Raw genomic sequence first — 15,216 nt, forward strand, 5'->3', positions numbered from 1 at the left:
CCAGTCAGCGCGGTCTTAAACCATGCGAAGGCCGGACGCTCGGTGGCGAGCATCTACGTCGTGCCCGCCGTCGCACCCCGACGGACGGCGTTCACCGCTGCGCCCAGCAGTATCACGATGCTCCCGAAGTACAACCAGGTGACGAACAGCAGGACGGCGCCGATCACGCCGTAGGCCGCGTACTTGCCGGCGTTGGCCGCGTAGATCCGAAATCCGATCTGCAGCAGGACCCAGCCGATCGCGGCGACGATCGTTCCCGGGAGCACCGACCGCACGGAGACGTCCATCGGCGGCAGCACGTAGTATATCGGTAGGAACGCGATCGCCAGGACGACGATCAACACGAGCGACCCGAGCACGTTGGCGAACGGAATCTGTAGGTTCAGTATCGAGAGCGCAGCGCCGACGGCGACGACGAGCGCGACGGAGAGGGCGATTCCGACGATGACGACGATACCGTCCCAGACCTGTCCCAGGAGCGAGACGTCGACCTCGTCCGCGTAGATCTCGTCGAACGCCTGATCGAGGCCGCGAAAGAGTTTCAGCGCGCTCCACACTACCCCGAAGAATCCGACCACGGACGCGGCCGCCCGACCGGACGGGTTGGTGAGCGCCTGTGACACCATCTGCTGCCCCGAGGACGAGAGTTGCTGGCTGAGCATGCTGGCCACGCGATCGGCCAGCGCCTGTCCCCCGACGAACGACGCGATCGTCACGGCGAGCAGCAGCAACGGTATCGTCGAGACGAACGCGTAGTAGGCGATCCCTGCCGCCAGAAACGTGAGGTTCCGGTCTCTCGCGAGCGCGACGACGGAGCCGACGGTCGACATAGCCGTTGTACGACGGCTACCCAGTTGAACCCGCTCGTGGCAGTCGCAACCGTCTTGGTTCGTTTCCCTCTCGATGACGGTGAACGCTCTCTCGGTTTCATCCGGTTCTGACAGCGTTATGTGTTCGACACCGGTACACGCATTCGATAATGAAAGCGATCGAAGTCACCGAGTACGGCGACAGCGACGCGCTCGAGGTCGTCGACGCGGACCTGCCGGAACCGAACGCGGGCGAGGTCCGCATCGAGGTCGAGGCCGCGGGGATCAACTTCGCGGACATCATGCAGCGCCGCGGAGTCTATCCGGACGGTCCCGACGCGCCCTACGCCCCCGGCATGGAGGCCGCGGGCACGGTCGATGCGGTCGGCGAGGGCGTCGAGGACGTCTCCGAGGGCGACCGCGTCGTCGCGATGCTGGACACCGGCGGCTACGCGGAGTACGTCACCGCAAACGCCGCGATGCTCTTCCCGATTCCGGAGGGGACGAGCTTCGACGAGGCCGCCGGCTTCCCCGTCCAGTTCCTCACCGCCCACTCCTGTCTGTTCGAGTGGGGCGGGCTGGCTGAGGGCGAATCAGTGCTAATCCAGGCCGCCGCGGGCGGCGTCGGCACGGCCGCCGTCCAACTGGCCTCGAACGCCGGCGCTGAGGTGTTCGGCACCGCCAGCACGCAGGAGAAACTCGACCTCGTGGCCGACCTCGGCTGCGATCACCCGATCAACTACACCGAGACGGACTTCCGCGAGGTCGTGGACAACGAAACGGACGGTGAAGGCGTCGACCTCGTCCTCGAGAGCGTCGGCGACGACGTCTTCGAGCGCAGCCTCGACGCGATGGCCCACTTCGGTCGGATGGTCACCTTCGGCGTCGCCAGCGGCGTCCCCGCCGAGGTCGAGAACCGACGGCTGCTCTTCGAGAACAAGACCGTCAAGGGATATCACCTCGGGCAGGCCTTCGCCCACGACCCGGATCGCGTGCTGCAGGCCGTACCGGATCTCACCGAGGGACTGACGAGCGGCGATCTCGAGGTGATCCTCGGCGAGTCGTTCGCGCTCGAGGACGCCGCCGAAGCCCATCAGTACATCGAGGACCGCAAGAGTTCCGGGAAAGTCGTACTGAAGCCGTAAGCGTCGACCGGATCGAAATAGAGAGCTGACTACTCGGAGTCGTCCGAGTCCCCTCCGTCGTCGGTTTCGTCGTCCGTGTCGCCCCCATCGTCAGTATCGGACGTCTCGTCGGTAGTTTCGTCGTCCGTCTCCTCGTCGTCTGTTGTTCCGTCATCCGTCTCTTCGTCAGCGGTGTCGCCGTCCGAGGTCCCGTCATCGCCGTCTCCATCATCGGTGTCGTCGTCATCTCCGTCGTCAGAGCCGTCGCCGTCTCCATCGTCAGAGTCGTCGCTCGTCCCGCCGTCGTCTCCGTCGTCACTCTCCGCGTCGCCTCCCGGATCGCTCTCGCTCTCATCTCCGCCCTCCTCGTCGTCCGTCTCTCCGCCATCGCCCTCGTCCCCGTCGTCCTCGCTGCTATCGCCGTCTCCTCCCTCGTCATCGTCTCTTTCGTCGTCAGAGTCGCCCTCGTCCGTGCCGTCCGCAGCGTCTTCCTCATCCGCCCCGTCGTCCTCGTCTCCACCGCTATCACTCTCGTCGGTATCGCCGTCTCCCCCGTCGTCTTCGGAATCGGCTTCGTCGCTTCCGTCCTCGTTCTCGTCGGCACCGTCGTCCGGGTCTTCCTCGACCGTGTCGCCGCCGGTATCGTCGGGCAGACCCGAATTGCTCTCTCGGAAAATCCCGTCCTCGGTGCTCTCTTCGCTGTCGTTGTGGGTCTCACCGAGACAGCCCGCGAGCGCACCCACGGTTCCGACAACCGCTGCGACGAACGTCCGCCGAGGGGTCGTATCGGTCATGCTCTCGAGGCGACCGTCCACGAGCGGATAGAAGAGTAATTAGGCGGTACTCAAGTCGGGGTCCGTACCGTCTGTAGTGGTTACAACCCACCTACAGAGAATTACAGGTTTTCGAGAGAGACCGGTTCGTTATCATCTCGAGGGTGAACCCGGTCGGAGCGACGATCGACCGGCCACGGCCGTCGAGTCACGGATTTCGGCTATCGGAATCCTCGAGGTCGACGTCCCACTCGAGGTCGTGAGCGACGAAGTCGGCTTCGTCGAGCGGTTTCCCGCCCTCGAAGCGGAACTCGCCGGCGACCGTCCGCCCCTCGAGGACGCCCGGCAGCCAGAGGTGGTCGTCGTCCCACATCCGGTCGTAGGGCACTTCGTCGACGGGGATCCACTCCGGTCGGGCCTCCTCGCTGGCGGTCGGCTCGCCGGCGAACGACCGCGTTCGATAGACGTGACAGAACGTGTATTCCTCGCCGTCGAGGACGAACTCGAGTTCGCCCGCCTTCTCGAGGGCCGCAGGGTCGACCTCGAGTCCGACCTCCTCGCGGGTCTCGCGGACCGCACACTCGCGGGGCGTCTCGTCGGCCTCGAGTTTGCCGCCGGGACCGTTGTACCAGCCCGCGCCGAGTCCTCGTCGCTTCTCGATCAGGAGCACCTCGTCGGTCTCGGTCGTTTCGCCGTCGCCCGCCGCACCGTCAACCTCGCGGCTCCGCAGCGGAAAACACAGCGTCGTCTCGGTCATACGCCATCGTTCGGCCCGCTCGAGATAAAGCGCCCGCACTCGTGCGAACCGGTCGGCCGTCCGACGCACCACCCGCTGAAGGACCGTACAGTGATGTTCTATTCTAACCGTTGTCATTTTCCCGGGAATCCTCGCCGCCTTCGACAGCCGTTAGGGAGTCTCCACCCGAACATCGGTATGGAATATCTGGTGTGGGTTCTCGTCGCTCTCCTGGCGTACTCCGCGGTCGCGCCGCTGACGAGTTACGTCACGGAGGACGTCCCGCCGGCGCCGGGGCTGTTTCTCGCGACGCTCGTCTTCCTCGCGATCGCGACCGTTGTGATGGTCGCCACGGGCACCGCCGACCCGTCCCTCGCGACGTCGGCCGGCGCGGGCTACGTCTACGCCGGCGGCGTCTTCCTGACGGTCGGCATCCTGGCGTACACGGCCGCGCTCGAGGTCGGCCCGGTGAGCGTCGTCGTTCCGATCTACGGACTCTTCATCGTCGGCAGTTCGGTCATCGGCATCCTGTTCCTCGACGAGACGCTGACGCTGACTCGAGCGGCCGGCATCGGCTTCGCAGTCCTCGCGATCGTCTGTAGTGCGGGTGGTGAACAGTGAAGCGGGACTACCTCGTCCTGTCCCTGCTGGCGTTCGCGACGTACAGTCTGGTCGCGCCCCTGCTGAAGATCGCGATGGAGTCGATTCCGAGCACGACCGCGGTCTTCCTGTCGAACGGGCTCATGACCGTGCTGCTCGGCGCGCTGATGGCCTACCGGGGGACGTCGCCGTGGCAGTACCTCTCACATCCGAAGGCGCCCTACATCGCGGTCTGGGGAACGTTCCTCGCCGTCGGTCTGCTGGCCTACTACCGGGCGCTGGCGCTCGGCCCCGTCAGCGTCGTCGTCCCGGTTTACGGGCTATTCATCGCGATCAGTTCAGTCATCGGAATCGTCGTCCTCGAGGAGTCCCTGACGCTCAGGAAGGGGCTGGGAATCGGCTTCGCCGTGCTCGCGGTCGTCCTCATGTCGCTGTAACCGCGTCGCGGGTCGGCGCCGACCGACGAGTCGGTCGCCACTGAATCCGAGGGTCCTATCGGAGTCGATCGCTGTCCGCAGTCAGTCGTCGCCCAGGGTCTCGAGGTCATCGGGCCCGCAGCCGAGCGATCTGTGCGGGCAGTACTGACAGTGATCGCCCGGCGTCGTCTCGACGAACGAGGGATCGTCGACCGCCGCGAGGCGCTCGCGGACGGTCGGCCACGGGGGCAGTTCGTCCGCGTCGAGCAGGTCGACGCGCGGCCCGACGGCCTCGCTGACGTAGACGTAGCCGACCGCCGCCACCGGCTCGTCGAACCGCCGCTCGCAGGCGCGGGCGTACAGCGCCAGTTGCGTGGCGTCGGCGGGCGCGATCCGTTCGGCCGTCGCCTTGTAGTCGAGCACCGCCAGCTCGCCGTCGGGCGTCCGCCGAATCGAGTCGATATAGCCCACGACGTCGCCGGTCACGTCGGCGACGTCCTCGAGCGAGAAGGGTAGCTCCGCGGCCACCGGCTCCCAGTCGGCGACCGGCGCGTCGTAGTCGGCCGCGGCGGCCTCGAAGAACCGATCGATACAGCCCAGAACGCCCTCGCGGTACTCGAGCAGGTCCCGTGCGGTGAGCTGGCGGACGGCGGCCTCGCGCCACGCCTCGCGGGTACGGTACTCGCGGTAGAACGCCTCCTCCGCGACGTCGTGGAAGACGGTGCCGACGAGCCGGGAGCCGGACTCGAGCGGTGAGTCCGTTGCCGTCGCTGCGTCCGTCTCCGGTCGCGCCGTCGTTCCGCCGACGCCCGCCGTCGGATCGTCGAACGCACGTACGACGTGATCGAGGTAGTGCTTTCGCGGACAGGTGTCGTGGGTCTCGAGGGCGGTGTAGCTGTGGCGGAGCGCGACCGGCAGCGTCGTCGCGTTCGAGAGGGTCTCGACGGGGAACCGGACGGTATCGGTCGTCAACGCGGAGAGCCGGCGGCCGGTCGGAACCCGTCGCGTCGAATCCGCCTCGCCGATCTCGGCGGCCGCGTCGCCCTCGTCGCCTCGATCGGTTCCAAACCGTCCAAACGCCTCGAGCGCGTGACTCGCCGCGTCGGCGGCCGGCAACAGCGTCTCCCCGCGCAGCAGCCGTCCCAGTCGGTGGACCGTCCGAATCGCGTCCCGCGTCTCGAGCGGTTCGACGTACCGGTCGTCGTAGCCGGCGTAGTAGGTGATCGTCCCCGGATCGACGCTGGCCGCGGCCGCGAGTTCGTCGGTGCGGTCGACGACGGTCTCGGGGTAGGTCTCCCGCACCCGCTCGAAGCTCGCGCGGAGCGACGACCACAGCTCCATCCGCTCGCCGGCGACCGACCACTCGATGTCGCCGGAGAGGCAGGCGTCAGCGGTCGCACAGCCGAGTTCGTCCTCGTCGCCGTCGTAATCGTACACGCTCCCGAAGACGAACAGGTGGTTCTCGGCCCGCGTGAGCGCGACGTGGAGCACCCGCCACTCTTCGCCGACGGTCTCGGTCGCGAGGTCGGCCAGCAGCGGCGACTCGATCTCGTCGTCGAGCGTCGCCGCGAGCAGCCGATACCGGGCTCGTTGGGCGTAATCGCGCTCGACGCACCACTCCTCGTCGGAGAGGTACGGGACGAGGACGGTGTCGAACTCCAGCCCCTTCGCCTGGTGGACGGTCATCACGTCGATCGAGTCCGCCGACTGGGTCCCCCGCGTTCGCTCGCTGCCTCCGCCCTGAAGCGTCCGCTCGAGCGCGTCGACGAACGACGGCGTCAGCGTCCCGATCACCGAGTCGCCGGTGTAGGCGTCGACGAACCGCTCGACGCGCTCGAGTTCCTCGCGCTCCTCGCTGGTGAGGAACCACTCGAGGCGGGTCACCTCGCGGAACCGCTGGACGAACCCCGACAGCGGGTAGACGTCTCGCACGTCCTCGAGTTTCGCGAGGTGGTCGCGCGCCCGCCGGACGCGATCGGGGTCCTCGAGCGCCGTGGACTCGACTTCCGCGTCCGGACCGACCGCCATCACGGCGTCGTACAGCGAGCCGTCCGCGCGCTGCAGCGTCGCGAGGTCGGCCTCGGAGAGCCGGTACCGGTAGAGCAGCACGCGCCGGAGGTGGGCGTCGGCGTCGGGATCGACGAGGACCCGGAGGTACGAGACGAGCGTCCGGATCCCGGGGTCGATCTCGCCGCGCGGCGAGCCGGAGATCTCGTAGGGGATCCGTCGCTCCCGGAGCTCGTCGGCGACGGCCTGCGCGTGGCGATTCGTGCGGACGATGACCGCGATGTCCTCGAGCGATCGCCGGGGGACGTTTTCGGCTTCGCCGTTTAGCAGCCTCGAGACGGTCGTCGCGACCTGATCCGCCGGCGACGGGCCGACCGCGTCGCTTTCGATCTTGACGACGCGATCCGGCCGGTCTTCGTCCGTTTCGAACCCTGTCTCGCGACCTGCCGTCGCGTCGCTATCCGTCCGGTACTCACCAGGGGTCCGCCCGACCTCGCGGAGCCGTTTCGAGGACTGGGAGCCGTAGTCGCAGTGGTTGGTGAGATCGAGGATCTCCTGGCGCGACCGGAAGTTGAGCTCGAGTTCGATCCCCCGGTGGTCGTCGTAGGCGTCGGCGAGCCGGTCGAGCCCCTCCCGGTCGGTCCCTCGCCAGCCGTAGATCGCTTGATCCTTGTCGCCGATCGCGAGCAGGTCGGGTCGGTCCGGCCCGTCCGTGAGTTCGGTGATGAGCGCGAACTGGGTCTCGTCGGTGTCCTGGAACTCGTCGCAGTAGACCTGCGTCCACTCGCCGGTGATCTCGTCGGCGATCGTCTCACGGGTCGCCGACCCGTTCGACCCGTCCGCGGAACGGTGTTCCGCGCCATCCTCGAGCAGTCCGGTCGCCGTCCGGACCAGTTCGTCGAAGTCGAGCGCGCCCTCCTCCGCGAGGGCGTCGTGGTAGTCGGCGTAGACGTCGGTGTAGTGGCGGGCCAGCCGCAGGAACTCGACGTAGTGTTTCAGCCGGCCGAACGGGCTCTGCTCGATGCGCTCGGTCGCGGTCCGCCAGATCTCGTTTCCGAAGAGCGCTCGCGGCAACTGTTTGGTCATCCGATCCTCGAGCGAGAGCGCCTCGATCGCGTTCGTCACCGTGTCCTGCATGACCCGGAGATAGCGATCGATATCGCGAACGACGGCGTCCTCGCGGAACGGTTCCGGTGCCTCCGCGATCTTCTCGCGGCAGTACTCGAGGAGTTTCCCGTACTCGACCAGCGACGAGCGGGACTCCTCGAGGTGATCGTCGGCGTTGAAGTAGCGAAGCGCCTCGTTGTCGAACGAGAGGTCCTGGCCGGCGGTCCGCTCGAGCCAGAGGACGAACTCGTTGCAGAGCTCGAGGGTGCGGACCTCGGGGAGCCGCTCTCGGAGCTCGTCGGGCGTGACGTCCTCCTGGCTCATCGACTGGATGAAGTCGTCGACGGCGGCGGTGAGGTCGTCGGGCGAGCCGTCGCCCCGCGTCGCGGTCGCGAAGCCGTAGTCGTTGGTCGCGAGCAGTCGGCCGACGATCCGGCGCCGCTTGCGCTCGGTGACGACGTCGAACTCCGGCGAGTAGCCCAGGTAGTAGGCGTAGTCTCGGACTAGCCGGTAACAGAAGGAGTGGTAGGTGTAGACGTCGATCGCCGCCGCGGCCGCGGGATCGAGGCGTTCCGCGACCGCCTCGCGGATGCTCCCGGCGGCCTCGTTGGCGAAGGTCAACACCAGCACGTCGTCGGGGTCGACCTCGCCGCGTTCGATCGCCCGCTCGATCCGCATGAGCATCGTCGTCGTCTTCCCGGTGCCGGCACCGGCGTCGACGGAGGTACAGTCCGCTCGGCTCTCGATGACGGCCCGCTGGTTGCCCTTCGGCTCGAGGGCGCTCAGAGCATCGGCGACGCTCGAGCCCGCGGTCTCCTCGGCGTCCGAACGCGGTCCGCGTGCGTCCTCGTCCTCAGCCATCGAACCGCACCTCCGCGGCGATGTAGTCCCCACAGCAGACCGTGTAGTCGCAGTCGGGACAGGCCTCGCTCGAGATTTCGTCCCAGCGGCCGGTGTCGGTCGGGTCGAACGCGCCGGCGACGAGGTCGCCCACGACGCGCGCGAGACGATCGTCGACCGTCCGATTTCGGTGTTCGTGGGTCATACCGTAGGTGTGGTGATCGATGTAGCGGTCGGTCAGATCCATCGTCTCGAGGCTCGTTTCGACGGTCTCGCGGACCCAGTTGACCGCAGTACGCGAGCGGTCCGCCAGCGGGATCTGGACGTATCGGCAGGTCCGGTCCTCGAGGCCGAGCCGATCACAGCGGTTCCGGAGGCCGTCGAGGACGACGGCGGTCTCGAAGAGCGCGCCGACGAACGACGGCTCGAAGGCGTCCGCGTCGGGGTCGAAGTGGTCCGTGAACTGGCCGGCGATGTCACCCTCCCACTCGGAGCGGTAGCGCAGGAGCCCCAGCGGCGCCAGCGTCGGAACGAAGCGAACGCCGACGACCGACGAGCCGTCCGCGTAGACGTAGTCGACGGTCGCGTCGACCGCGACGCTGCCGGGGATCGCTCCCGTATCGGCGGCTCCATCACTGTCCCCATCCCGTTCGGGCAGCGATATCGTACTCGAGAGCGGCAGGTTCGGGCCGATCAACTCGCCGCCCGCCGTGTCGGCCGCGAGCGCCTCGATGCCGGCGGCGTGCTCGGCGCCGACCGCCTCGACGTAGGCCTCGAGGGTCGCCTCGAGGACCCGCCGTTCGTGTCGGCGCTGGGCCAGCGAGTGAAACTGCTCGTCGTGATCGTCCCAGAGCGCTGCGAGTCGGTCCCGCGCAGTGTCGAGCAGGGCCTCGCGGTCGGTCTCGCCGCGGCGCAACGCGTCACAGATCGCGGTCCGCAGGAGGTCCACGCGGTCGTCGATCGACGACTCGTCGCCGTCGCCCTCGAGACCGTACGCGTGGGCGAACTCGTACCGACGGGGGCAGTGGAGAGCAGTCACGACGGCGTCGGTCGAGAGCGCGTCGGGAGCGTTGCCGCTGTCGCCGTCGGCGCCGTGGCCGTCAGTCATCGCGAACCACCTCGCCCGCGGCGAACTCGAACTGCGAGCGGACCGCCTCGGCGAGTTCGTCGTCGACGTCGCCCTCGGCGAGGACGACCGCGATCTCCTCGAAGAGTTCCTCGGTCGCGCCGAGGTCGGCCTCGCCGCCGGTGCTCGCTTCCCGGAGGATGCGCTCGAGTTCGCCCCGCGGCTGGGCCAGCAGCGCCTCGAGGGCGTTGGACTCGCCGTGGATCGCCGCGTCCGTGTCGGCGTCGACGGCCCGGAGTTCGAGCTCGGGCGTCGCCTCGAGTTCCTGCAGGTAGCGCGACTCGTCGTAGGTCCGCCGCAGGCCGCCGGCACCGCGTTCGTACGAACAGCAGTAGAGGCGGCTCCGCGCGGCGCGGGAGCCGAGCGCGAGGCGCCGTCGGGAGCGCTGGGCGTGATAGGTCTCGAACGGATCGCCGACGCCGTCGGCGTCGACGGTGGCGAACGTCGCCGTCACGTCCTCGACGTCGGGATCCGTGACGGCCGGGTAGCAGTCCATCTCGCGGAGCCACGCCGTCGGGAACAGTTGCGTGAGGAACTGCTCGCCGGGGTAGGTGTCGTCGATCAGATCCAGCAGGAAGACGGCCTCCCGCGAGTCGTACTTGAGGTCGTCGACGGCACAGACCGTCACGCCGCCCGTCGGCGGCTGGGTCTCGACCGCGTGGACGTACGGCGCGTCGTACTGGATCGTTCGCCGGAGCATCCGTCGCAGTCCCCGCCAGTCCGGGCCGACGAGGTCGGTCTCCTCGACGAACCGGGCGATCTCGAGGACGCGACGAACCCCCGCGTACCCCTCGCGGGCGTCGATCCAGTCCTCATCGCGGGCGATCCGGCCCTTCAGGTCCGTTCGGCGGAGCCACCGCTCGAGCGACTGCGAGACGCTCGCGCCGGCGCAGTCGGCCAGCAGCTCCGGCGAGAAGTCGTCGACGCGGGCTCGGAGCCGCTCTACGGCGACCGTCTCCGGATCGTCCGCGTCGCGGTCCGGAGGCCCGCGGTCGCCGGCGAGCGCGGCGTCGATCCGGTCGTTGCTATCGCGCTCGCGCGCACACTGCAGCGTCACGAACGCGTAGAGTTCGTTGACGGCCGGATCCTCGGCGAGCGACGGTGTGCCGATCGTCGCCGTCGGGATCCCGGCCTCGCGGAGTTGCGTCCTGGTTTCGGGAACCCGCTCGATCCGGGGGACGGCGACGGCGACATCGTCGTAGCTCCAGCCGTTCCGATCCCGGAGCGCCTGGATCTCGGTGGCGACGGACCGGACCTGTTCCCTGGCGGTCCGTGTGCGGATCCGGCGGGCGTCGTCGTGTTCAGTGTGGCCGTTCGACCGCGGCGTCTCGCCCATCGCCAGTACCCGCGTCACGGCGCGGTGCGGCGGCGTCCCGGTCCCGGGTTCGGGCTCGCGTCGGTTCTCGTCAGACTCGAGGACCTCGATTTCCAGCCCGTCGCCGACGTGGTCCTCGATCGAGCCGGACTCGACGCGGGTACGTTCGACGCTGGCGTGGCGCTCGCCGAGACAGACGAGGTCCGCGTCGACGGTCAGCGCCGCGAGGTAGCGCCGGTCGAGCCGTCGGTACTCCTCGAACTCGATGGCGAGGACGGCGTCGATCGACTCGCCGATCCGCGTCCGTAGATCGTCCGTGTTCGCCTCGAGCGCGTCGACGGTTCGGGGGATCACGTCCGCCCGTTCGACGTAGTCCCGGTCCTCGAGTTCGGCGTGGAACCGGTCGTTCATCGCGTACAGGAAGGCCAGCGCGTCGTGGGGATCCTCGCTCTCGACGTCCGCGAGGCGCAGCCGCTGGCGCGTCGCCTCGAGCAGCAGTTGCCCGACGTCGCGGGCGAAGCTCTCGTGGTCGGCGGCGCGCTCGAGGTAGGCCGGCACCTCGCGGCTGGCGCCGTCGATCACCAGCGAGATGAGTTCGATGCGCTCCTCGTACTCGAGTCGGTCGAGCGTCGGGTCCAGCGCCTCGAGGACCTTCGAGGCGTGTTCGGGCAGCGACTCGACGCGAGGGGACTGGGGCGTGCCGTCCGTCGCCCCGACGGCGGCCAGCGCGGCGGTGAGGCGCTCGAGGCCGGCGGGATGGCGTTTCAACACCAGCACGTTCCGCGGGCCGTACTCGGCCGCGAGGGCGGCGTACTCGCCGGCGATCCAGTCGAAAAGCTCGTCGCTGGGGGCCGGTTCGGCGCGGAGTTTGCAGGTCCCCTGAAGGGATGCCGGTGACGGAGCCATCGATCGGTCTGTCACCCAGTATAGCCGAGTTCGTACTTAAACCTGCGCCGCGGACTGAACGTGGTTTTCGCGGCTCGGCGTGTCGGTAGGCTGATCGATCGGCAGTCTCGCGTGTCCCGATCGACCCGTCGACCATCGGCGAGCGACTCGACTTCGACAATTCTTATAGTGTATAAAGAATACAGATGTGTATGGACGATATTTTCGTCGGACGGGTCATGTCCTCGTCGCTTCACACGGTGACGCGGGACACGCTCGTCGAGGAAACCGCACAACTGATGCTCGAGAACGAGATCGGCTCGGTCGTCGTCACCGACGACGACAACCGACTCGAGGGGATCCTGACGACGACGGACTTCGTCCGCATCGTCGCCGAACGGAAACCGAAAGACCAGACGCCGGTCTCAAAGTACATGACCGAGGATATCGTGACGGTCTCGGCCCAGGACAGCATCCGCGACGCCGCGGACGTCATGGTCGAACACGGCTTCCACCACCTCCCCGTCGTCGACGACGAGGTGGGCGTGATCGGGATGGTCACGACGTCCGATCTGACGTCGTACCTCTCGCGCGAGGAGACGCCGAGCCCCAAGTAGTTCTTTTCGCCGCCGGTCGGCGTTCAGTCGCGGTGTCCGCTCTCGGGCCATCGGGCTCGTTTACCTGATTGGCGGGAGAATCGCTCTCGGGGCCGTCAGAGCGGCGTTAGCCATCCGTCTCGCCGTCGCCGTCCGGCATCCAGCGGATCGTCTCGTCGAGGCGATCCCGGAGCCGTCGGGCCTCCGCCGGCGTCAGTTCGACGTCCGCGTGGCCCGTCCCGTGATCGCCGGCCATCGCGTCGATGCTCACGACGACCCGGTCCCCGTCCTCGGACTCCGGACGGACGGAGACGTCGGCCCGATCCGGATAGTCCCGCGGCGGTCCGATCTCGAGGTCGGTCTCGCCACGGGTAACACCGATGTGGACGCGCTCGGTGAGCTCGAGATCGATCGCGTCCGTCGGATCCTCCTCGATCGGCTCCGGTTCCCGCTCGTCGGCTCCGTCATGAGTGGTGTTCTCACCCATAAGTAGCCGTTCGATCGCATCCGCCTTGGGTGTACGCCCGGACCCCATCGCTCGAGAACCGAGTACAGAGGATACGGTACGTCGAACTGCGGTGTGTCAGTGTGTTCTGTACTCGCGTCCGCTCGGAACGGGCGACGGCCGTCGTCGCGTCACCTCTCACTCGACCTCGATTCGGTGGCCGTCGTCGCCGTCCTCGGCGATCGGCATGTGGACCTCGAGGACGCCGTTGTGGTAGGTCGCCGTGATCTCGTCGGCGACGATTTCCTTCGGGACGGGGACGTGGCGGCCGACCCGGCGCGACCGGACGGATCGAGCGGTGTCGGTGCCCGACTCGACGTCGGTCCGGGCGTCGATCGTCAGGCGACCGTCCGTGTAGCTGAGGCCGATGTCCGTCTTCTCGAAGCCCGGCAGGTCCATCACGAAGACGTAGGCGTCGCCCTCGTCCTCGAGGGTCGCCGCGTCGCCCATCGCGGCGCCGGTCTCCCCTCCGAAGCCGCCGAAGACGGGCCACTGCGAGCCGGATACGGGGCGTCCGGACTCGAGGGAAGCGTCATCGGGTTCGAGAGTCCGGCGGTCGGTTTCGGGGGCGTGTCGGTCCGTTTCAGAGGCGTGTCGATCCGAATCAGGCCCGGTGTGACCGGACTCGAGGGTCCCGCCGAAGCCGGGCGACGCGAACTCGTGCATCCAGGTCGTGCGGAGTTGGTCGAAGGCGCGGTCCATCTCGCGAAACATGCGGTTCATCTCGTCGAAGGATGTCATCGATAATCGACGTCCTATAGGACACGATTAATAATAAGGATTGCTGGACGCGTGATAGCACGCGTCTACAGCGCGGTATCGCGCGAATCGGGACCGACGCACTGCTGGCGGTCCTCGAGTTCGGCGCAGGCCTCGCGGAAGAGGCCGTCGAGGATCTCGGGCGTCGTGGGGTGGTAGGCCCGGTCGGGGACCTCGCGAACGTCCAGTCCCATCTCGACGACGACCTGCATCGTCTTCGCCATCACGTCGGCGTGCAGATGGACGCCCTGATAGCCGAGGACGGCCCCGTTGTCGGCGTCGATCACCAGCGTCGCCCGCCCCTCCGGGTGGTCTTTCGTCGCGAAGACACCGTCGGACGACGCTTCGCGGGTGACGACGAACGTGTCCATTCCCGATTCGGCCGCCGTCGCGGGCGTGTGGCCCACCCTGGCAACGGGGTAGACGCCCAGCCCCGAGAAAATCACGTGGTGGGGGACGTTCGCGTAGGGCTCGAGGTCCTCGCCGCGCGCGTGGTGGACGATGTTCTCGGCGGCCGCGAAGCCCTGCTCCTTGGCGACGTGGAGAATCGGCTCGCGACCGTTCGCGTCGCCGACCACGAAGACGCGCTCGTCGTCGGTCGCCTGCATCGTCGAGCCGACCCAGCCGTCGCCGGGATCGAGCCGCGTATTTTCGAGGTCCAGTCCCTCGAGGGTCGGGTTACGACCGGTGAAGCAGTAGAGTTCGTCGGCCTCGACGGCCAGTTCCTCGCCGCCGTCTCCGCGCCCGCCGTCGCCTGCCCGCTCGGCGAACAGGCGAACGCCGCCGTTGGCGGTCGGCTCGAGGCGCCGCTCGTCCGTCGTCGTCAACACCTCGATCCCGAACTGTTCGCGGTAGATCTCGAGGAGGGTGTCGCCGTAGGCGTCCGGAAACGCGTCGAGGGGACGTTCGTCGTGCTCGATCACGGTGAGGTCGACGTCGCCGACCTCGCTCAGATAGGGTCCGAGCTCGAGGCTGATGTAGCCGTTGCCCAGCACGATCCCGGAGTCCGGAAAGGCGGTCGCGTCGAGGACGTCCGCGCTCGTCCGCACCGGCACGTCATCGATGCCGGGCAGATCGGGAATGTTGGGACTGGACCCGGTCGCGACCACGACGTAGTCGGGTTCGATCCGTCTGTCGCTGACCGCGAGGACGCGGTCGTCGACGAACCGCGCCGTCTCGCGAAGCAACTCGACGCCCTCGCGCTCGGCCAGTTCGTGGACGTGCTCGCGGCGGTGTTCGGCGAATCCCGAGACGTGGTCGTCCTTTCGGGTAACGACCGCCTCGGGATCGACGTCGGGGACGCCCTCGAGTCGGTCGTCGTGGCGCGCCTGGTAGCGGTGCTGACCGGCCGAGAGGACGTCCTTACTCGGCATGCAGCCGCGCAGAATGCAGAGGCCGCCGCCGGGGTCGCCGTCGTCGATCAGCGTCAGTTCGAGGTCGGAGAGTTCCCCGCGGCGCTCTACGAGTTCGTCGGCGACGGCGACCCCCGCGCTGCCGTACGCGCCGACGATCGCGACGTGTACCATATCCGGGGTACAGCGGCGCGACAAAAAGGCGTTCCTCAGGTGGTGGGTGAGCGAAAGCGGTCGATACACTGAAAACGCGGTGCGGGGCGGAC

13 protein-coding genes are annotated in these 15,216 nt (G+C 68.0%); 4 read left to right on the forward strand and 9 right to left on the reverse strand.

Annotation, left to right across the window (positions count from 1 at the left end):
- Nucleotides 1-53: 53 nt before the first annotated feature.
- Nucleotides 54-830: a YihY/virulence factor BrkB family protein gene (locus HTUR_RS15765; protein WP_012944324.1), complete on the reverse strand. Its 777-nt coding sequence runs from the start codon at nucleotides 828-830 to the stop codon at nucleotides 54-56.
- A gap of 149 nt (nucleotides 831-979) precedes the next feature.
- Between HTUR_RS15765 and HTUR_RS15770 the strand changes: the two genes are divergently transcribed.
- Nucleotides 980-1,954 carry a quinone oxidoreductase family protein gene (locus tag HTUR_RS15770; protein WP_012944325.1) on the forward strand — a complete coding sequence of 325 codons (975 nt, stop codon included), beginning with the start codon at nucleotides 980-982 and terminating at the stop codon, nucleotides 1,952-1,954.
- 29 nt (nucleotides 1,955-1,983) lie between these two features.
- Here HTUR_RS15770 and HTUR_RS15775 read toward each other — a convergent pair whose 3' ends face one another.
- Nucleotides 1,984-2,727 (reverse strand): hypothetical protein, encoded by a 744-nt coding sequence (locus HTUR_RS15775; protein ID WP_012944326.1) that lies wholly within the window; start codon nucleotides 2,725-2,727, stop codon nucleotides 1,984-1,986.
- A 187-nt stretch (nucleotides 2,728-2,914) separates the two neighbouring features.
- Entirely contained in the window at nucleotides 2,915-3,463 is a 549-nt protein-coding gene (locus HTUR_RS15780; RefSeq protein WP_012944327.1) for an 8-oxo-dGTP diphosphatase, read from the reverse strand.
- Between the two features lie 177 nt (nucleotides 3,464-3,640).
- Between HTUR_RS15780 and HTUR_RS15785 the strand changes: the two genes are divergently transcribed.
- Both HTUR_RS15785 and HTUR_RS15790 read left to right on the forward strand, forming a co-directional pair.
- Nucleotides 3,641-4,063 carry an EamA family transporter gene (locus HTUR_RS15785; RefSeq protein WP_012944328.1) on the forward strand — a complete coding sequence of 141 codons (423 nt, stop codon included), beginning with the start codon at nucleotides 3,641-3,643 and terminating at the stop codon, nucleotides 4,061-4,063.
- Nucleotides 4,060-4,479, forward strand: coding sequence for an EamA family transporter (locus HTUR_RS15790; protein ID WP_012944329.1), 420 nt, complete (start codon nucleotides 4,060-4,062; stop codon nucleotides 4,477-4,479). Before HTUR_RS15785 ends, HTUR_RS15790 begins: the two co-directional genes overlap by 4 nt.
- 81 nt (nucleotides 4,480-4,560) lie before the next feature.
- Here HTUR_RS15790 and HTUR_RS15795 read toward each other — a convergent pair whose 3' ends face one another.
- From HTUR_RS15795 to HTUR_RS15805, 3 genes are read right to left on the reverse strand one after another with little or no spacing between them, the layout of a single operon-like run.
- Nucleotides 4,561-8,433 carry an ATP-dependent DNA helicase gene (locus HTUR_RS15795; protein ID WP_012944330.1) on the reverse strand — a complete coding sequence of 1,291 codons (3,873 nt, stop codon included), beginning with the start codon at nucleotides 8,431-8,433 and terminating at the stop codon, nucleotides 4,561-4,563.
- Nucleotides 8,426-9,520, reverse strand: a complete 1,095-nt coding sequence (locus HTUR_RS15800) for a hypothetical protein (protein WP_012944331.1) — start codon at nucleotides 9,518-9,520, stop codon at nucleotides 8,426-8,428. The genes HTUR_RS15795 and HTUR_RS15800 overlap by 8 nt, the downstream gene beginning before the upstream one ends.
- Nucleotides 9,513-11,759 carry a hypothetical protein gene (locus HTUR_RS15805; RefSeq protein ID WP_012944332.1) on the reverse strand — a complete coding sequence of 749 codons (2,247 nt, stop codon included), beginning with the start codon at nucleotides 11,757-11,759 and terminating at the stop codon, nucleotides 9,513-9,515. Before HTUR_RS15805 ends, HTUR_RS15800 begins: the two co-directional genes overlap by 8 nt.
- A 191-nt stretch (nucleotides 11,760-11,950) precedes the next feature.
- Here HTUR_RS15805 and HTUR_RS15810 point away from each other — a divergent pair, with 191 nt between their 5' ends.
- Complete coding sequence (locus HTUR_RS15810; RefSeq protein ID WP_049941769.1) at nucleotides 11,951-12,355, forward strand: CBS domain-containing protein; 405 nt, start codon at nucleotides 11,951-11,953, stop codon at nucleotides 12,353-12,355.
- A gap of 106 nt (nucleotides 12,356-12,461) precedes the next feature.
- Here the strand turns inward: HTUR_RS15810 and HTUR_RS15815 are convergent, their stop codons facing one another.
- From HTUR_RS15815 to HTUR_RS15825, 3 genes are all read right to left on the reverse strand, one after another.
- Nucleotides 12,462-12,821, reverse strand: coding sequence for a hypothetical protein (locus tag HTUR_RS15815; RefSeq protein ID WP_012944334.1), 360 nt, complete (start codon nucleotides 12,819-12,821; stop codon nucleotides 12,462-12,464).
- Nucleotides 12,822-12,977: 156 nt separating this feature from the next.
- Entirely contained in the window at nucleotides 12,978-13,580 is a 603-nt protein-coding gene (locus HTUR_RS15820) for an Hsp20/alpha crystallin family protein (protein WP_012944335.1), read from the reverse strand.
- A gap of 65 nt (nucleotides 13,581-13,645) precedes the next feature.
- Nucleotides 13,646-15,124 carry a dihydrolipoyl dehydrogenase family protein gene (locus HTUR_RS15825; protein ID WP_012944336.1) on the reverse strand — a complete coding sequence of 493 codons (1,479 nt, stop codon included), beginning with the start codon at nucleotides 15,122-15,124 and terminating at the stop codon, nucleotides 13,646-13,648.
- Between the last annotated feature and the right edge of the window lie 92 nt (nucleotides 15,125-15,216).

Origin of the sequence: Haloterrigena turkmenica DSM 5511 (assembly GCF_000025325.1) — an archaeon.
Lineage (GTDB): Archaea > Halobacteriota > Halobacteria > Halobacteriales > Natrialbaceae > Haloterrigena > Haloterrigena turkmenica.